Source organism: Pseudomonas sp. FG35 (assembly GCF_057809295.1).
The window spans coordinates 539332-558747 of the sequence record NZ_JBMDJR010000001.1 but is presented as its reverse complement, the minus strand read 5'-3'; the positions used below and the strand labels follow the sequence as shown (position 1 = coordinate 558747).

13 protein-coding genes are annotated in these 19416 nt (G+C 61.6%); 1 reads left to right on the top strand and 12 read right to left on the bottom strand.

Annotated elements, in window-relative coordinates; all coding sequences use genetic code 11:
* Positions 1 to 34: 34 nt before the first annotated feature.
* From ACODTD_RS02440 to ACODTD_RS02385, 12 genes are all read right to left on the bottom strand, one after another.
* Positions 35 to 1723 (bottom strand): polyurethane esterase, encoded by a 1689-nt coding sequence (locus tag ACODTD_RS02440; protein WP_011334098.1) that lies wholly within the window; start codon positions 1721 to 1723, stop codon positions 35 to 37.
* 57 nt (positions 1724 to 1780) lie between these two features.
* Positions 1781 to 4867 carry an autotransporter domain-containing protein gene (locus ACODTD_RS02435; RefSeq protein ID WP_489104389.1) on the bottom strand — a complete coding sequence of 1029 codons (3087 nt, stop codon included), beginning with the start codon at positions 4865 to 4867 and terminating at the stop codon, positions 1781 to 1783.
* 77 nt (positions 4868 to 4944) lie between these two features.
* Entirely contained in the window at positions 4945 to 7896 is a 2952-nt protein-coding gene (eprS, locus tag ACODTD_RS02430) for an autotransporter serine peptidase EprS (RefSeq protein WP_489104388.1), read from the bottom strand.
* A 56-nt stretch (positions 7897 to 7952) separates the two neighbouring features.
* On the bottom strand, positions 7953 to 9320 hold the full coding sequence (locus ACODTD_RS02425) for a TolC family outer membrane protein (protein WP_041475268.1): 1368 nt from the start codon (positions 9318 to 9320) through the stop codon (positions 7953 to 7955).
* A gap of 2 nt (positions 9321 to 9322) precedes the next feature.
* Complete coding sequence (locus tag ACODTD_RS02420) at positions 9323 to 10672, bottom strand: HlyD family type I secretion periplasmic adaptor subunit (RefSeq protein ID WP_011334094.1); 1350 nt, start codon at positions 10670 to 10672, stop codon at positions 9323 to 9325.
* Positions 10669 to 12456, bottom strand: a complete 1788-nt coding sequence (locus tag ACODTD_RS02415; protein ID WP_011334093.1) for a type I secretion system permease/ATPase — start codon at positions 12454 to 12456, stop codon at positions 10669 to 10671. The genes ACODTD_RS02420 and ACODTD_RS02415 overlap by 4 nt, the downstream gene beginning before the upstream one ends.
* Positions 12457 to 12660: 204 nt before the next feature.
* Positions 12661 to 13089 (bottom strand): AprI/Inh family metalloprotease inhibitor, encoded by a 429-nt coding sequence (locus tag ACODTD_RS02410; protein ID WP_181457859.1) that lies wholly within the window; start codon positions 13087 to 13089, stop codon positions 12661 to 12663.
* Between the two features lie 92 nt (positions 13090 to 13181).
* On the bottom strand, positions 13182 to 14642 hold the full coding sequence (locus ACODTD_RS02405; RefSeq protein ID WP_011334091.1) for a serralysin family metalloprotease: 1461 nt from the start codon (positions 14640 to 14642) through the stop codon (positions 13182 to 13184).
* 391 nt (positions 14643 to 15033) lie between these two features.
* Complete coding sequence (locus tag ACODTD_RS02400; RefSeq protein WP_011334090.1) at positions 15034 to 16119, bottom strand: polyamine ABC transporter substrate-binding protein; 1086 nt, start codon at positions 16117 to 16119, stop codon at positions 15034 to 15036.
* 56 nt (positions 16120 to 16175) lie between these two features.
* On the bottom strand, positions 16176 to 16520 hold the full coding sequence (locus ACODTD_RS02395; protein WP_011334089.1) for a cupin domain-containing protein: 345 nt from the start codon (positions 16518 to 16520) through the stop codon (positions 16176 to 16178).
* A 30-nt stretch (positions 16521 to 16550) separates the two neighbouring features.
* On the bottom strand, positions 16551 to 17957 hold the full coding sequence (locus ACODTD_RS02390) for an NAD(P)/FAD-dependent oxidoreductase (protein WP_285355780.1): 1407 nt from the start codon (positions 17955 to 17957) through the stop codon (positions 16551 to 16553).
* Positions 17958 to 18008: 51 nt separating this feature from the next.
* Entirely contained in the window at positions 18009 to 18824 is an 816-nt protein-coding gene (locus tag ACODTD_RS02385) for a helix-turn-helix domain-containing protein (RefSeq protein WP_285355778.1), read from the bottom strand.
* Positions 18825 to 19087: 263 nt separating this feature from the next.
* Between ACODTD_RS02385 and ACODTD_RS02380 the strand changes: the two genes are divergently transcribed.
* Complete coding sequence (locus tag ACODTD_RS02380; protein WP_011334086.1) at positions 19088 to 19360, top strand: DUF1652 domain-containing protein; 273 nt, start codon at positions 19088 to 19090, stop codon at positions 19358 to 19360.
* Positions 19361 to 19416 lie beyond the last annotated feature (56 nt).

Below are 19416 nucleotides of genomic sequence, written 5' to 3'. Positions count from 1 at the left end.
GCGCCCCGGAGCATTTCAGTACAACTTTCGTTTGTCAGGCGAAGACGAAACTCGAATCCGACAGGTTAGCCACACCGACCCCGATCAGCGTCACGGCAAAGTCGCCAATCTTCAGCACGGTATCGCTTCCGGACTGCGACGCGTGTTGCTTGTAGTCGTAGCCCTGCCCCGCGCCTTCGACGCCCATGAACACCAGTTTGTCGCTGCCCTGGTAGCCATTGATCGCGTCAAAACCGAAGGCGCCGCTGAACAGGAAGGTGTTGTTGCCACCCACCGCGCTCATCACGTCATTGCCGGCACCGCCGACGAAGGTCACGTGGGCCTTGTCGCTTTGCAGGTGATCGTTACCGCCCAGGCCGAACAGCCAGTCGCCGTCGGCGGTGGCTTTGAGGGTGTCGCCCATGGCGCCGCCGCTGAGCGAATGGTTGTACTGGGTCAGTTCGGCACCGTTGGCCAGGCCTTTGGCGGTGACGGTCCAGGTGATTTCCTTGCTGCCCCACCACGAACCCGACTCCTTGCTCACTAGCGCGCCGATGTCGCGGGTCATGCTGATGCCGCCGTAGGCGTCACGCACGTACAGCGTGCCGTCGCCGTCGTTGGCGAAGCTGAAGTTCTGCAACGGCTTTTGCAGCTCGAAGGTATTGTGGCCCTGGCCACCGAGCAGGATGTTGAAACCGCCGTCATCACGGAAACGGTCATCGCCGCCCAGGCCTTCGAGGAAGTCGTTGCCCGCCCCGCCCTTGAGCCAGTCGCCGCTGTCGGTGCCGATGATGAACGTGCTGCCGGTGTGCGGCTCGCCGCTGCGGCCCAGATCCTCGACCCAGGTCTTGCCCCGCGACGCGTCCTCAAGGTTGGAGACGATGATCGTCGAGTCCTTGTGCGTCAGGCCGTAGAACTTCGACGCGATCACCCGATTCAGGCCGTCGGCATACCCCAGCGAGCTGTGGGCCGACCAGTTCAGCGGGTTGGCGATGCTGAACGGCACCAGATTCTGCGCGGTGGACGCGTAGTTGTCGTTGAAGTTGACGATGTTGTCAGTGGTCGAATCGTGCGGTTTGTCGTGCTTGCCCATCGACGCGGTACTGAACGTGGTGCCGTCGAGCACGCGGAACACCGGGTCGTTTTCGTAGCCGATGTTCAGCACGTTCGTGCCGGTGCTGCTCTGGGTCGGCGAGGCGAACGAAATGTAGTTGGCGTCCTTGAAAAACCCGCCCCAGTTGCTCGCGCTCAACTCCGCCACGCTGTTGACCCCGAGACCGCCGAGGCTGTGGCCGCTGACAAGTACGTCCTTGGCCGCAATGCCGTGGGCGACAGCGAACGCGGCCACCGATTTGAGCAGGTTGTCGAAGGCGTTTTTCGCGTACTGAGTGGCGTAGTCCGACGGGCCAATGGCAGCCAGCAGGTTGTTTTTCATGTCGCCGAAGGTGTCGCTGTAACCCAGCCCGCCGGTGCCGCGGAAGGCCACGCCGATGCCGATCAGCTTACCCGCGGCGTCGTACTTGCCGAGCACTTCGGCTTCGGCGCTGGTGAAGCCGTCCTTCTCGCCGAAGAACGTGCCCTGCACCCCGACCTTGCCCTGATAGCCCAGCGCCGTGGCGCCGATCGGCTTCCAGCCAGTGCCGGGCAAGGCCTGCCCGGTCGGCGTGTAGGCATACAGCGTCAGGGCGATGGCATCGCTGTACAGCGCTTTGCCGTCGGCATTTTTGTAATCGAACAGTCCCATGTTGTGCTCTCTCTTCCTTTTAAAAACGGCAGTTCTCGAAAGAACTGCCGTTACCCCTTAGAACTGCCAGTCCAGCGTCAAGCCCACACCGTGGTCCTTTTCGTTGGAACCGATCAGCCCGTTGTAGTCCAGGTTGACCCGGACATCGCGATTGAGCGCCAGCCCGGCGCGCACGCCGACCACCGCTGCATCTCGATCCATCGACACACTTTGCACGGTGAATGCACTATTGCCATTGGCGAACGCCAGGTGACTGTCAGAATCCACGCTGCTCAGATTGTGCTGCCAGCCCAGGCTTGCGCCCAGTTCCAGCTGGTGTTTCTCCGACAGGGCAAACGTGCGTTTGGCCCGCACACCGAGGGTCGACAACACCACATCGCGGTTGTCTTCACCGCCCTTCAGCGCGGCGGCATCACCCTTCTCGGTGAAGCTGTCGCTGTTGAGGTGCACGTAGGCCAGATTGGCGAACGGCTCCAGGTTCATCGGTTGCAGGCCCAGGTCGTAGGCCGCTTCGGTGAACAGTTGCGCGGTGGTCGCATCGCGCTTGGTTTTCTGTTTGCCGCTGACGCCACCGAACTGCAGGTCGCGTTTGACGTCGATGCGATGCCAGCTGTAAGCCGCACCGGCGGTCAGACGCAGTGCATCTATCTGATGCCCCAGGTAGGCGCCCAGGTGATAGCTGTCGATCGAGGCGGACGAATGCGTCCCCTCGCCCATGCTCAACGAGCTGTCGCTATAACCGGTAACGAAACCCAGACGGGTATCTTCAGCGATCAAGCCGTCGACCCCGGCCAGCAGGCCGCCGATGGAACTGGTGGAATCGGCGTATTTCGACCCGCCATCGCTCTTGCCCCAGGCGCCCAACACTTTGAGCCAGGCGTTGCTGCGGTCATCGGTCGGCGCGCCGGCATCGAACAGATCGCGCTCACGCAGACGCTCGCCCACGGCATCGCGCAGGTAGCGGCTGTCGTTGATCAGCAGCGTGCCGATGGCCGGGTGAATCTCGCCGGACAGTTGCTGGAAGGCATCCTGCGCAGCGGCGGCCGACGGCGACAGCAACAGGGTTTCGAACAACGCATTGCCGGCGCCGAGACGTTCGGCAGCAGTGCCGACCGCGCGCTGGTTCGGGGTCAGGCCGACACTGGCGAACGAGGCGCCGTTACGGCCGACGTCCAGTTGCACACCGCTTGCCGAGTACGCCAGGGTGCCGCCGAGGAACGCGTAGTCGGGCAGCACTTGGCCGAACTGCCCTTCAATGCCGCCCGCTGCCTGCAAGATGTTGAACTGGGTGCCGAGCAAGCTTTTCACTTCGCCCGTGGTCAGCAGCGTCGGGCTGTTTTCCAGCGACAGGGTCACGGTTGCACCTTCGATCAGCGCTTTGCCGCCGGCGACGATCCGGTCGCTGCTGGTCGGGGACACTTCCACCGCATAGGTCGAACCCGGTGCGAAGGTCACGTCACCGGCCACATTCAAGGTGCCGATGGAGTTGCCCGGTGCCACGGTACCGCCGCGGTTGGCGGTCAGCGCCGCGATCCGGCCGTTACCGCCGAGGATGCCACCGTCATTGACTGTCACCGCCGATTGCAGCGAGCCATTGATTGCCAGTCGCCCCTGATTGACCAGGGTCGGGCCGCTGTAGGTGTTGTTACCGGTCAGCACCAGGGTGCCGATGCCCTGCTTGGTCAAACCGCCATGGCCGGAAATGTCGTTGCGCCAGGTGTCGAGCCCGCAGGTGATGTCGTTGCACACGCGCTCGGTGGGTTTTCCCGCATCGATGATCGCGCCGATGCCCGGCAGATCGGCCACGAACTGGCCGGAGCCGTAGGCGCCCTGGATGCGGAACTCTTCGGGAATGTCCTGCTCGGTGACGAACATCGCCGGGCCGTCGATGCCCTTGCGCAGGTTGATCATGCCCCAGCCGTACAGGGCGTCGATGCCCGGTGCGCCGAGGTCGGTGGCCGTGGTGCGCAACACGCTGGCGACCTGATCGCCGGTCATGTACGGGAAGCGCTCCATCAGCACTGCCATGGAGCCGGCCACGTGCGGCGCGGCCATCGAGGTGCCGTTGTAGTTCTTGTAGCCGGTGGTCAGGTTGTCGGCGTTGGTGCCTTCGATGATCGAACTGAAGATTTTCGTGCCCGGTGCCGAGACGCAGAAACTGGCGGCGTAGCCGCAGCGCGAAGAGAACGTACTCATGATGTACGGATTGGCGCTGGCCAGATCCGGGTTCTTTTGCAGGGCGGCAACGGTGATCCAGTTCGGCGCGATGTCCGGGACGAAATAACCGAGGCCGGCGATGGCATCCGGGCTGTTCAGGTTGTAGTCGTTGCCCGCTGCGAAAATCGTCACGATCCCGCTGCGTGCGGCGGCGATTGCGCCGTCGTAGGCGCCGCCAGGTTTGGTGCCCAGCAGTGTGCGGATCTCGTTGAACTGCAGTTGCGCGTCGTTGACGGTGAAGTGCGGGTACGCCGGGTCGCGGCCGCCGAGGTCAAAACGGTCGGTGATGCCGATCCCCCAGCTGTTGTTGATGATCCGCGCGCCGCTGGCGATCAGCGCATCCCAACCGGCCTTGTACACCGCGCCGTCGTTGCCGCGCACGATGCCGTCTTCCGGGCCGGGGTCGCCGTTGTCGGCGCTGATGATTTGCGCACCGAACGCCACACCGTGCATTGGTCCGCCGTCACGGCTGCCGGCGGCGATACCGCCGACGTGGGTGCCGTGGGCGCCGAGCTTGCCGTCGGAACCGACCGAGGGCGAACCGTCATAGCGGAACGCGTCCCCGGCTTTGACCGGGATGTACGGGTCGGTGTATTCGCGGATCCCCGAAGTCACCAGGGTGATGACCTTGTTGCTGCCGGAAAACTCCGGGTGCGCGGCGTAGACCGGCTGGTCGAAGATCCCGAGCTTCACGCCCTTGCCGGTGTAACCGGCGGCGTAGGCGTGATCCGCACCGATGGCGCCCAGGCCCCAGTCAGCCTGGAATTCGGCGCTGCGCCAACTGCCCGGATCTCCTGCCCGGCCGCTTTCCACGTAGGGCGCCGCGTGCGCGCTGCCCCAGGTGGCCATCGCGCAGAGCAAGGCGACGTTGAGAGTTTTCAGGCGAAAGCCTCCACCCGATTGCGCGGGGGTATTGTTGTTTTTCATCCAGCGACCTTCCTTAGTGATGTTGCGAAAAATCCGTCTATTGAGGTGTTCCCACGCGAGAGCGTGGGAACGATCAGTCAGAACTGCCAGTTCAGGCTCAGGCCCACGCCGTGCTGCTTCTCGCGGCTGGCCAGTTGTCCGGTGTAATCGAGGTTCACCCGCACGTCGCGGGCCAGTGCCAGACTGGCCTGCACGCCGACCAGCGCAGCGTCGCGCACCAGTGGCGAGCTTTCGACTGTGTACGGCGCGCTGCCGCTGGCGAAACGCAAATGCTGTTCGGAGTCGATGTCGGTCAGGCTGTGCTGCCAGCCCAGGTGTCCGCTCACTTCCAGCTTCTGTGCGGACGGCAGGTCGAAGGTCTTGATCGCCCGCACGCCGAGGGTGCTCAACACCGCGTCGCGCTGGTCGTCACCACTTTTCAGCGCGGCGGCGTCGCCCTTCTCGGTGAAACCGTCGGTGTCGAGGTGCACGTAGGCCAGGTTGGCGAACGGCTCCAGAGCCAGTGGTTGCAGGTTCAGTCGATAAGCCGCTTCGCCGAACACCTGGGTGGTGGCGGCATCGACTTTGGCTTTCTGCTTGGCGCTGACGTTGCCGTACTGCAAGTCGCGTTTCACATCGGCGCGATGCCAGCTGTACGCGGCGCCGGTGCTCAGACGCCAGGCGCCGATGTCGTGACCGGCGTAGGCGCCGAGGTGATAGCTGTCGACCTTGGCCGAGGAATGGGTGCCCGAGCCCATGCTCAGAGAGCTGTCGCTGTAACCGGTGACCAGACCGATGCGGGTCTGCTCGTCGACCGCGCCGTCGACACCGGCCAGCAAGCCACCGATGGAGGTGCTGTAACCGGCGGTGTCGTGGCGCGAGTCGGTTGTGCCCCAGGCGCCGAGGGCCTTGATCCAGCCATTGCTTTGCGTGGCTTGGGCGTCATGCAGGCGTTCGCCGATGGCATCGCGCAGTTGCCGGCTGTCGTTGATCAGCACCGAGCCGAGGGCCGGGTAGATTTCACCGTTCAACTGTTGAAAGGCTTGTTGCGCATCACTGGCGGTGGCCGACAACAGCAGGCTTTCGTAAACCGAACTGCCCACGCCCAGACCTTCGACGGCAGTGGCCACGGAGCGCTGATTCGGGGTCTGGCCGACGCTGGCGAAGGATGTTGCGTTGCGCTCGACATTGAGACCAATGCCGTTGTCGCTGTAGGCCAGGCTGCCACCGATGAACAGATAATCCGGCAGCACCGCACCGAACCGACCCTGAATGCCGCCCGCCGCTTGCAGAATGTCGTACTGCCGGCCGAGCAGGCTTCTGGTTTCGGTGGTGCTGAGCAGCGTCGGGCTGTTTTCCAGCGACAGGCTCACGGTGGCGCCGTTGATGGACGCTGTGCCGCCGGCGACGATGCGGTCGCTGCTGGTTGAAGACAGTTCCACGGCGTAAGTCGAACCGGGCGCGAAGGTTACGTCCCCGGCCACGTTCAAAGTACCGATCGAGTTACCCGGTGCCACCCGGCCACCGCTGTTGGCGGTCAGTGCGCCAATCCGCCCGGAGCCGCCGAGGGTGCCAGCGTCATTGACGGTCACGGTCGAGGTCAGCGAACCGTTCACCGTCAGCAGACCGCCATTGACCGTGGTCGGCCCGCGATAAGTGTTTTCACCGGTCAAAATCAGTCGACCGTCACCGGACTTGATCAGACTGCCTTGATAAACCCGACCGGCCGCCGCTGCATCGCGAGCCATGCCCACGGCGTAATCGGTCTGATCCTGCTGGCTGGCACCGGCCGGCACGCCGTTCTGCCAGCCCCTGCTCTGCAGGGTTTGCTGCCAGGCGTTGTGCTCGGCGAGGTCTTCGCTCTGGCGCTGGATCAGTGCTTTGTCGCTGATGTCATTGCTCCAGACATCGCTCTGTCCGGCCGCCAGATGGGCGTCGAACGCCCCGAGCAACTGCCCCGGCCCGCGCATCGCCCGGTACAGGTTGGCCACGCCCCAGCCGACTCGCTCGGTCGGCGCGTCGGTCACCGAGCCGTCGAGTTGAGTGGCGGTGGTCAGCAGCACTTCGAGAGCCTGCTGGTTGTTCATGTACGGATAGCGCTCCATCACCAACGCCAGTGCGCCGGTGGCGTGAGGGGCGGCCATCGAGGTGCCGGATTTGATCGCGTAACCGCCGTCGGGAATGGTGCTGTCGATCTTCGCCCCGGGCGTGGTGATGCACCAGTATTTGGCGATGCCGCACTGGTTGTACTTCTGCTGATTGCTTTGGTCGAGTCCGGAAACCGCCAGCCAATGGCCTTCCAGATCCGGCTGGAAGTACGGCAGCGCCGAACGCACGCTGGCATTCGGGTAGCCGCTGTTGCCGGCGCTGAACACGTTGATCACGCCACGACGGGAGACCTCCGCCGCCGCATCCAGCCAGGTGCCTTTGTTCCAGTGCTGGGCGTACGCGGCGTGCAGATCCGCGAGGGTTCGGTAGCTGACATCCGGCGGCTGGCTGCCCCAGCTGTTGTTGATCGCTCGCACACCGGCATCGGCCAGGGCGTCGTACACCGCTTTGAAGTAGCGCGGGTCAGGATTGGGGCCGAACAGGAAACTGTCGTTCTTGTTGGTGTTGCCGACGTAGATCTGCGCGTTGTACGCGACACCATGCATGCCGGTGCCATCGCGAGACGCGCCCATGGTGCCGACCACGTGGGTGCCGTGGGAATCGTTGTTCGGGTTGAGGGTGCCATTGACGTTGAACAGCGAGCCGTCGATGTAACTGCCGCTGGCCAGTACCGGGTGATAACGGTCATGGGCGAACTCGGGATGGGCGGCGTCGAAACCGGAGTCCAGCGCGCCGATTTTCACGCCTTTGCCGGTGATGCCGGCGGCATAGGCCTGATCGGCCTGCATCCGGTCCAGGCCCCAGTCCCGCAGAAATTCAGCGCTGCGCCAACTGGCGGGATCGCCGGGTTTGCCGGTTTCGAGGTATTGGGCCTGAGCCTGGGTTGCAGAAATCACAAGCAGCAGGGTGCCGACCGAAATCGGCTTGATGCGTACGTCCATGTTCACCACTCTTTTTGTTGTTTTGGGTCGAAGCTTTTTGCGTTGAAGCTACGGTGTTATTGCATCCGTGGACCCTGTCCGAACGCCTCATCCACCCGCGCCAAATCCTGTTCGCTCAAGGTGCCCGCGTAGTAATGCAATTTGGTCCAAGCCATAAGGTAGTCGTAGCGGGCCTGGGCCAGATCACGGCGGGTGGTAAACAGCTGTTGTTCGGCGTTCAGGGCGTCGAGGTTGGTGCGCTCGCCGCCGAGAATGCTCTGTTTGGTCGACACCACCAGCGCTTCGGCCGAGGCCAGGGCCTTTTGATAGGCGCGCAATTTATTGACCCCGGACAGGCACGCACTGAACTGCCGGCGCAATTCGATCAGCGTCTCGCGGGTCTTGCCGTCCAGTTCGTATTCGGCCTGTTCCATGGTGCGGCTGGCCTGACGGGTCGAAGCCGACACGCCGCCACCGGCATACAACGGCACGCTGACTTCGAAACCGATGGTGTTGGTTTCGTAACGCTGGTTGTAGGTGTTGCCGCTTTCCGACTCGTTCTGGCGCATCGTGGCGTAAGCGCTGACTTTCGGCAGGTGCCCGGCGCGGTTGCGCTCGACTTCGTACCGCGCCACTTCAACCGCCTGACGCTGGGACGCAAGGTTCGGGTTATTGCTGACCGCCAGCTCGTGCCAGGTGTCGTAGTTGGCCGGCATCAAGGCAAAGGTCTGGAAGTTCTGATCCAACGGGGCCAGGTCACTGATGTCCATCGCCGGCACGCCTACCAATGCGCCCAGCTCCCGTAGCGCGGCATCCTGCTCGTCGCGGGCCTCGATTTCCTCGGCGGTCGCCAGTTCGTAACGCGACTCGGCTTCAAGGATGTCCGTACGAGTACCCTCGCCCTGCTTGAACATGTGCTCGTTCTGCTGGAACTGCTGCTCGTACGCTTTCTTCTTGGCCTGCGCGATGTCGATCTGATCCTGGGCAAACAAGGCCTTGGTGTAGTTATCCAGTACTCGAACCAGAAGCTCCTGGCTCTTGCCGCGAAAGTTTTCGTCGGCAAACAGTGACTGGGCCACGCCCTTGCGATAGGCCGCGTAGGCTTCGTAGTCGAGCAACGGTTGTTGCAGGGTCAGGCTCGAGCCGTAGCTGTTGTAATTACGCTCATCGGTGCGATTGCGCGCGCGTTCGTCGAGGGACGTGGCCTTCGACGAGTTGCGACCCTTGTTGTAGTTGTAACCCAGTTTCGGCAACAGGCCGGCGCGGCCGATGGCGCGGTTTTCAAGGCCGGCGTCGCGCTCCTTGATCGCGCCGAGGAACACCGGGTCATTGCGCAACGCCTGTTCGTAGATCTCGAACGGCCCCATGGCCGCCACTGCACTGTTGCCCGCAAGCAGCGCGAGCGCTGCAGCCAGCATGGAAAGCTTATTCATACAGCCGAACATCCTTATTCTTCGGTCAACGCGGAACCGGCGCGGTCGAGCAGCGGCTTGAACAGGTAGTTGAGGAGTGAACGTTCGCCAGTGCGCACGAACATTTCCGCCGGCATGCCGGGTTTGATCACCAGGCCATTGAGCTTTTCCATGGCCTGATCGCTGACGCTGCTGCGCAACACGTAGTACGGCACGCCGGTTTTCTCGTCGACCATCTGGTCGGCGGAAATCAGGCTGACTTCGCCGGGCACCCGTGGCGTCTTGCTCTGGTTGAAGGCGGTGAACAGGATGTCGACCGGCAAGTGCGTGCCGACCTTGTCGATCAGGTTGATCGGCAGGTGGCCTTCGACTTCCAGGCGCGTGCCTTGCGGGACGATTTCCAGCAGGGTTTCGCCCTGACGCACCACGGCGCCTTCGGTGTGTACGCCGAGGTTGACTGCCACGCCGTCGGCGGTGGCAAGGATTTCGCTGTGTTGCAGGTCGAAACCGGCGGAGGTGAGTTGCTCCGACAGCGTGACGCTTTTCAGTTGCGCGTCGGCCAGTTGAGTGCGGACTTCCTTCTGGTACTCCTCGCCGTGCTGTTGCAGCTTCAGGCGGGACTCGAGAATGCCCTGCTCTACCCGGCCACTTTCGCCCGTGTTCTCGGCCAGTTGCTGCTGAACCTGCGACAGCTGACGCTGGTATTCCATCAAGCGGTTGCGCGGGATGTAGCCGTTGTCGGCCAGCGGTTGCAGATTGCTCAACTGCTGTTGCAGCGAGTCGGCCTGCGCGTTGAGGTCAGTACGGGCGCGGCGCATGCCCGCCAGTTGCGCAGTGGCACCTTCGATGCTGGCACGCAGGGCGGCCTGCTCGCGGGAAAACGCTTCACGGCGGCTGCTGAACAGTTGCCGCTGGCCTTCCAGCACCAGCGCCAGGCGCGGATCGGCGTTATCGCTCAGTTCTGCCGGAAAGGTCACTTGCTTGAGGTTGTCACGCTCGGCCTGCCAGCGCGCCAGGCTGGCCCAGGCCATGCGGTATTGCGCCTGCAACGACTGCACGTCGGCGGCGACCTGAGTCTGGTCGAGGCGGAACAGCGGCTGGCCCTGCTTCACGATTTCGCCTTCGCGCACCAGAATCCGGCTGACCACGCCGCTGCTCATCGACTGCACGGCCTTGCGCTTGCCCGACACCACCACCGTGCCTTGCACCGGAATGCCTTGATCCAGTGGCGCCAATGCCGCCCAGGTAAAGAAACTGCCGGCACCGACCAGCGCCAGAATCCAGCCCATGCGGGCGAAGAACTTCGCATCGCGCTCCGGGCGTTCGGTGATGTAGTCGTTTTCCATCGTGGCTTCGTTTTGCGTGTTCATGCTCGCGCTGCTCATACACCCGAATTCCTTGTCGTCGGCTGATACTGGCGGCTCATGCTGAGCCCGGCCGGTGCTTGCGCAGGTTTTTCATTTTGTTGTGGCTGGTTGCCGGGCTGATTGCCGGACAGTGCCTTGAGCACATCGTGGCTCGGGCCGAAGGCTTGCAGGCGACCGTCGTTGAGCACCAGCAGCTTGTCGGCCTGGGCCAGCACCGAAGAACGGTGGGTCACCAGCACTACAGTCGTGCCTTGGGCCTTGAGCTGCACGATCGCGCTGGACAGCGCGGCTTCGCCGACGGTGTCGAGGTTGGAGTTAGGTTCATCCAGCACCACCAGGCTCGGGTTGCCGTACAACGCACGGGCCAGTGCCACGCGCTGTTTCTGGCCGCCGGACAAACCGCTGCCGTCCTCGCCCAATTGCGTGTCGTAGCCTTGCGGCATGCGCAGGATCAGTTCGTGCACGCCGGCCTGTTGCGCGGCAGCCACGACCTTTTGCGGATCGGCTTCACTGAAGCGGGCGATGTTCTCGGCGATGCTGCCGCTGAACAGTTCGATGTCCTGCGGCAGGTAGCCGATGTACGGGCCGAGCTGATCGCGGTTCCAACGGTGGATGTCGGCGCCGTCCAGACGCACCGTGCCGCCAAGGGCCGGCCATACGCCGACCAACACACGTGCCAGGGTCGATTTGCCGGAGCCGGAAGCTCCGAGCACGCCGAGCACTTCACCGGCCGCCAGGTTGAAGTTGACCATATGCAAGGTCGCGGCACGCTGACCCGGAGGGCCGGCGCTGACTTGTTCAAAGGTGATCTGGCCTTTCGGCGCCGGCAGCGCCATGGCGTCATCGCTCGGCGGGAAGGCTTGCAGCAACGCATCGAGGCGACGGTAAGCCAGCTTCGCCCCGCTCCACTGCTTCCACACGGCAATCAACTGATCGATCGGGCTCAGCACCCGGCCCATCAGGATGGAGCCGGCGATCATCATCCCGGCGGTCATGTCGCCCTTGATCACCAGCAGTGCGCCGAGGCCCAACACCAACGATTGCAGGCATAGACGCAGGGTCTTGCTCAGCGAGCTGATCACCGCGCCGGTGTCGCTGGCCTGATTTTGCAGGCCGAGAAAGCGCGAATGCACCTGGAACCAACGCTTGCGCAAGGCGCCGAGCATGCCCATGGCTTGAATGGTTTCGGCGTTGTGCAGGTGGCTGGTGGCCAATTGGCTGGATTTCTGCGAGAAGCCGGCGGCTTCGCCCAGTGGCTTCTTGGTCATGTATTCGTTCAGGCATGCCAGCGCGATCAGCAGCAGCGCTCCCGCCGTGGCCAGCACGCCGAGCCAGACGTTGAACAGGTAAATCACGAACAGATAAACCGGAAACCACGGTGCATCGAAGAATGCGAACAGCGCAGGCCCGGTGACGAATTGGCGAATGTGGGTCAGGTCACCCAGGGACTGCCCGGCGTTACCCTCGCCCTTGAACAGGTTGCGCTCGAACGCCGCCTGATAGACCCGCAGATTGAAACGGCGCTCGAGCTGGCTGCCGATGCGGATCACGATAAAGCTGCGCACCACCTCCAGCAGACCAATGAAGGCGAAGAAACCGACGACCATCAGCGACAGCATCGCCAGGGTGGTTTCGTTTTGCGAAGACAGCACCCGGTCGTAGACCTGAAGCATATATATGGAGGGCACCAGCATCAGCACGTTAATCAGTGCGGTAAAGCATCCGACGCTGATCAGAATGCTTTTATAGTCACCTAATGCCTTGAATAAGGGAGCGGTGGCTGGGGCCTTCGCCATCTTCATTGATTATTCCTGAAATGATATTTCCCGCCCTGCTTGGCGAGAATTCAATTAATTGTCCGCATGGCGTGCGGGACATCCACCGCCAGTACCTACTTACACTTCAACAACAACTTCGGCGATTAAAACCGGACTGCAAGTTATTGCACTGTCGCTTATAACTGTAACGGGGCGCTTTATATTTAAACGGTCAGTCGGTTCCGGTCATTACGGCTGCTGCGAGGAACGCTTGAGTGTAATCACCAGGCCCGACTTCAAAGTGCTCAGATAAAGCCCGTCACGTTGTCGGCTGAAAAACTGGATTCTTGAGCCTTCCTTGCCGGTGATCGACAGACCGTCCGGATCGGGAAACCAGCCGATGGCGGCGTCCTGCAACCACGCGCTCAGGCAATCGGCGCCCTTGCCCAAGGTCTGGTTCGCCTCGAGGTCGATCTGGCAGGTGTTCGACGGCTTGTCTTGCAGGGCTTGCGCTTCGGGGCTGTCACTGCGGGCGCTCAGGGTCGCCTGCCACTGCCCGGCAAATACCGATGGGTCTTCGAGTCTGAGGCTGCTTGCCATGGTTGTTTCTCCAGAAATCATCATCAGCATCGGCAACAGATACGCCGCCGCTTTGCGGGTAATAGCGAATTGGATCATAGGAAATTTCACTCCGGCACGTAGCCTTGCTTACCGGCCATGGCGATGCAAGTGAAGAAAGCGGCGCATCACGCGCCGCTTCCCGTGTTACATCACGCCACGATGTCGCTGGTGGCTGCCTGGCCAACGGTGCTGACCTGGAAATCAGCCACGCCGTGTCCGGAGAAGTCCACCGACAACAGGCTGTTGCCGCCCGATGACGTCAGAACCGCGTCACCCGCTGCGCCGGTGAAGGCACTGACGAAGTGCAGGCCTGCACCGTTGGTGATGCCGGTCAGGTCGATTTTGTCCAGACCGCTGACGAAATCGAGGATCTGATCGATCGCACCCGGTTTGGAGTCGGAGCTGGCCGCGAACACAAAGGTGTCCGAACCCGCGCCGCCCCACAGCTTGTCAGCACCGCCTGCGCCCCAGATGATGTCGTTGCCGGCACCGCCCTTGAGCTCGTTGGCCGCGCTGTTGCCGATCAGCAGGTCGTTGCCCGAACCGCCGATGGCGTTCTCGATGGTGACGCCCTTGGCGATGGACACGTTGCCCACCAGGCCGCCAACGTCGGAGAACGAGGCTTCATTGAGGTTGATCTTCTGGTTCTGGGTGAAACCCGAGAAGTCGAAGGTGTCCTTGCCGCCCGCATCCCATACCGAGAACACCAGCTTGTCGGCCGACGACGAGGCGCTGAGGAAATCGCGACCGGCGTTGGAGTTGAAGCCGTAGGTGGTGTCACCGGTACGGGTGGTCAGGTTGGCGCCGTAGAGCTTCTGGATCGCCGCGATGTCATCCATCAGCGGGCCGGAGGAATAAGCTTCCACGCCACCCTTGCTGAAGTTCTGACTGGTGTTGCTTTCGCTCCAGTAGCTCATGACGCTGTAGCCGCGGGTGTCTTGCCCGTAGGTGGCGTCGTTGTAGGTCGGGTTGCCGTTGCCGGCGTTGTAGTCGCCCGGGTGCGCCAGGCCAAGGGTGTGGCCGATTTCGTGGGTCAGGGTCTGACGACCGTAGTTGTTCAGATCCGGGTTTTTGTTTTGCGTGTAGCCACTGTTGATCAGGTACCACGACGTGCCGTCGTAACCGGCGCCGGTGCCTGGCAGATAAGCGAACGCTGCCGCGCCGTCCTGGCCGCCGCTGTAGTTGCCGAAGGTCATGTGGCCGTCACCGCCCGAGGCTTTCTCGGTGAAGGTCACATTGGCCACATCGGCCCAGGATTGCATGGCGAGCACGGCCTGGGCTTTTTGTTGGGTACTGAACTGACTGAACCCGCTGATCCCGTGTTTGTACATCGTGCTGGACGATGCCGAAGTCAGGAACGTGTAGGTGAGTTCGATCTTGCCGCTGCCATCCTTGTCCTGGTAGGCAGCGCCGTCGCGCAGCAACTGGGTGGCGGCCTGGTCGACGGAAAAGGAGGGTTTGCCATTGACCGTGAGGTTGCCGCCACGATCGTACTGATGGCTGAAGCTGTTGATCTGGTTGAACGCCGAGCTCGACGCAGCCAGGGGAGCCGCGTTCAGCTGGAAAGCCTGCTCGGCGGTATCAACAGCATTAGCTTTTACTTTCGACATAAACACACTTCCTTGTTTAGCAATGGAACAGTTTTTGTCCGATAGCGACAACCTCTGGCGAGATTGTCCTATCACTCGCCCAATGAAGGCGTAAGAAACCTGACACAATTTGAAATCTGTCGTCTAGCGTTTTTTCGAGATCAAATTGAACTGTTCCGGGAAACTCCCGTAAACAAAGCGCGTGCCGCCGAAAGAATGTTGTAAGTTTGGTGAGCCTGCCTAATTGTCTGACGATTTCTTATTTAAATATTAAATATCGGTAAGTTGTTTTTTGTTAGCAACGTCTCACTTTGCTGCACTTTATCAGTGCGATGCCAGTGTATTGATATCAAGTAATTCCGACAGAACATAATCAGGCGAAGGCTGTGGTGCCGCCCTCGCCTGTTTTTCTTCAGCTGCCAGTACGAATCTTGTTCCACACCCGCGTGCGGATCCGGTCGATGTTCAGCGGCATCGCTTCCAGTGCGAACAGCTTGCCCATCATTTCCGGGCTCGGATACACCTTGGTGTCGTTCTTGATCGCCGGGTCGATCAGGCTGTCAGCCTGTTCGTTGCCATTGGCGTAATGCACGTAGTTGCTGATGCCGGCCATCACGTCGGGCTGCAGCAGGTAGTTCATGAACGCGTAGCCGGCCTTCTCGTCCGGCGCGTCGGCCGGCATGGCGACCATGTCGAACCAGATGGCGGCGCCTTCCTTGGGAATCTCGTAGCCGATGTCGATGCCGTTCTTCGCTTCTTTGGCGCGGTTTTCCGCTTGCAGGATGTCGCCGGAGAAACCGACGGCCACGCAAATGTCGCCATTGGCCAGATCGCTGGTGTACTTCGAGGAATGGAAATAGCTGACGTACGGCCGCACTTTCATCAGCAGTGCTTCAGCTTTCTTGTAGTCCTCGGGGTTCTTGCTGTGATGCGGCAAACCCAGGTAGTTGAGCGCCGCCGGCAGCAGTTCCGGGCCGTTGTCGAGGATGGCCACGCCGCACTTCTGCAGTTTTTCCATGTATTCGGGTTTGAAGATCAGATCCCAGGAATCCACCGGCGCGTTGTCACCCAGCACGGCCTTGACCTTGGCGACGTTGTAGCCGATGCCAGTGCTGCCCCACAGGTACGGAAAACCGTGTTCGTTACCCGGATCGTTGGTCTGCAAGGCCTTGAGCAATACCGGGTTGAGGTTCTTCCAGTTCGGCAACTGGCTCTTGTCGAGTTTCTTCAGTGCCCCGCCCTCGATCTGCCGCGCCATGAAGTGGTTGGAGGGAAACACCACGTCGTAACCGGATTTGCCGGTCATCAGCTTGCCGTCGAGGGTTTCGTTGCTGTCGTAGACGTCATAGGTGACGCCGATGCCGCTGGCCTTTTCGAAGTTCTTGGCGGTGTCCGGCGCGATGTAGTCGGACCAGTTGTAAACCTTGACCGTATCCGCCGCCTGAGCGAAGGAGACGGCGAGCATCAAGGGTGCGAGCGCGAGGGTCTTTCGGATCATGGATCGATTCCTGTATTGGCTATTGTTGTTGGCAGGCAATCAAAAGGATCAAAACGTCAGAAAATCAGGACATAGGTCTTGCGCACGGTTTCTTCGATGTCCCAGATTCCGAGCGTATTGGCCGGCAACATCAGTGCGTCGCCACCTTGTATGTGCAGGGTTTCGCCGCCGTCGTCCGGGGTGAACGTGCAGCGACCGGAAATGAAATGGCAGAACTCCTGAGCGGTGATCTGCCGGCGCCAGCGACCGGGGGTGCATTCCCAGACGCCGGTTTCGACGCCGTCGTCGCGCTCGACGCTGGTGGTCGAGGCAATCGCCACCGGCGTGCCGAGCGGCACGGCCACCGGGTTGGACTCATCCAGTTGCAACGTGGCGGTGTTCTTGAATTGGGTGATGCTCATGGCGTTACCTGTCTCGTAGTAAACAAACGTTTAGTGCATGAAACCCTCCATGAACCCGGCGACCTGGCTGGCAAGCTTGCGCCGCCAGGGCGCGGTCGCCGGGTTAGCCAGGGTCTGGTCTTCGTGGACGAAGCTCTTGATGATCGCGTTGTAGCCGAGCCAGCGGCACGGTTCCGGCTCCCAGGCCCGCAGCGCGTGGATCCCGCCGTCGGGCAGCACCCACGGCTGATGCGTCAGCTCGGTGTTGCGCTCGAGAATCAGATCCGCAAGCGTGCGCCCACCCAGATTGGAAGCGCCGACACCCTCCCCGCCATAGCCGCCGGACAGCGCGATGCCGTTGGCCCGGTCACAGAGCATGTGCGGTTTGAAATGCCGGGACATGCCGAGATTCCCGCCCCAGGCGTGGGTGATCTGGACGTTTTTCAGTTGCGGGAACAATTCGCCGAACAGGTAGCGGCGCAGCTCGACTTCATCGCGGGTCAGGTCGAAGTTGTGGCGCAGCTTGCCGGCGAACTGATAACCGCCACGGGCGCCGAAAATCAGCCGGTTGTCGGCGCTGCGCTGGCCGTAAGTGACCTGACGGCTGAATTCGCTGAAAGCCTGGCCTCGACTGAGGCCGATTGTGTCCCAGGTCGCGGCGGACAACGGCTCGGTGGCGACGATCAGGCTCTGCACCGGTAATTGATAACGCCCCAGCGGTGGCAGCGTGACGGAATAACCTTCGATGGCCGGGACAATCCAGCGGCTACGCACGCCGGCCTTGTCGGTACGCAGGCTGCCGGCCTGCCAATGGGTCACCGGGCTGTTTTCGTAAATCTTCACCCCCATGCTTTCGACGGTTCGCGCCAGGCCGCGCACCAGTTTCGCCGGGTGAATGGTCGCCACATGCGGGGCGAAGATGCCCCCGTAGGGTTTGGCGATGCGCAACTGCTGCGCCAGTTGCTCCGGGCTTAGCCAGCGGTAATCGTCGTCGGTCAGTCCCTGGGCGTGGAGTTTTTTCAGGTAGTCGCGAAGACTGACTTCCTGCTCGGGATAGCGCGCGGCGCAGTACAGCACCCCGCCTTTGCGGTAATCACAGTCGATGCCTTCGCGTTCGAGGACGACTTCTACTTCATCAGGAATGCTGTGCAACAGATCGAACGAAGCGCGACGTTGTTGTGCGGACAGGCCCGCCAGCAGGCGATCCTCACCCAGCAGATTGCCCATCAACCAGCCGCCATTGCGACCGGAAGCGCCGAACCCGGCGGTTTGCGCTTCGATGATCGCGATGTTAAGGCTCGGCGCCTGTTGCTTCAGGTAGTACGCAGTCCACAGCCCGGTATAACCGGCGCCGATGATCGCCACGTCGACGTCCAGGTCCTGCGCAAGCGACGGGCGCGCGGTCAGCGGCTCGTCGAGTTGATCCATCCACAAACTGATAGTGCGCCACGCCGGCATGCAAGACTCCGCCAATCCAGGTTTCGATGGCGTCGATCCTAGAGGCAGAACTCAGGGATTGTCTTGCGCGCGTGTCCGCAAAGAAATTTGCTTCGCATAGGCCTTGGGCGACTGGCCAGTGTGCTGGCGAAAGCAGCTATAGAAAGCCGACAGCGAATTGAACCCGGCGGCGAAGGCCAGTTCATCGATGCGCAACGGCGACGTGGCGTTATCCAGCGACTGCAACAGATGTTGCAGGCGCGCCTGATTGACGTAGCGGTAGAAGCTTTGCCCCAGCACCTGATTCAACAGGTAGGAAATCTGGTTACGGCTGTACCCGCACTCCTTCGCCACCCGTTGCAGATCGAGCTCCGGATCGAGATAAGGTTGCTGACGCTGGAAGTATTGTTGCAAGTCATCGGCCATGAAACTCAGCTGACGGGGCGACAGGCCCAGGCGACTCGTCGCCGGTCGCTGGCGGGTTGCCGTCAAGCTATCGGCCTGTTCGCGCACCAGCGAAGCATATTCGTTGACCCGCCAGATCTGTCCTTCCTTGACCGTGATCGCTTCACTGGAGCGAAACGACACCAGGCCGTTACCGCCGCGCAACGTCACTTCGTATTGAATGAAGGCGGTGTTGCCGTCGATACGGATGCGGTCGCAATGCTCCAGCGCTTCGTCGGACTCGCGCGGCATGCTGACCCGGACGTACTCGCGCAACTCGTCGAGGCCGAGCACACGATTCTGGAAGAAATCGTTGTACTGGATGTCCGGGTGGTACAGCGCCATCACGCCATCCAGGTCCCGGTGTTTCCAGCACAGGTGATAGCGCATGACCGTTTCGGCCGTGGCCCGGCTCTGTTCCGGGCCGTCATCGTCGGCGTGCATAAGAGACTCATGGAAAAAGAATCGAGCTTGCCCAACTTCTGGTGTTGCTTCAACAACCGACAGTGATAGCACTTTGCCGAAGGTCGCGATGGACAGTGACTTACATCAAAAAAATCTCGGCAATCGCTAAATCGACTGAAAATTCTCACGGGAACTTCACATCCAGATGCTACTTTTAAAGGCAATCAACGGTTGGGCCAATGACGGCTCTTCCCACCTACCATGAGCGAACGGAAGCGCTCGATGAAGAAGGCGGGCAACACATGAATAAAGGGTCAAGCAAGGTCACGTTTCCCAATGCCTGCCAGCTGATGCGCTGGCATTTTCATCCCATGGGTTTCGAGGCGACCATGGATGCGCCGGGCAGTCTGGTCGCGCGTCTGTTCGATCGGGCCAGCGGCGAAACCCTGATCGCGATCGCCGGCATCCCCTGTGCCACAGTGATGAACGCGGCGGATGTGGAGCGAATAATCGAAGCCGTTGAGGACGAGCTGGAGGCATTCATTCCTCCTGAATCCCTCAAGAGTTATGCGTAACTAGCTGATTTAAAATAAAAAGCCCGCTTTGTGCGGGCTTTTTCATGGGCATTGGA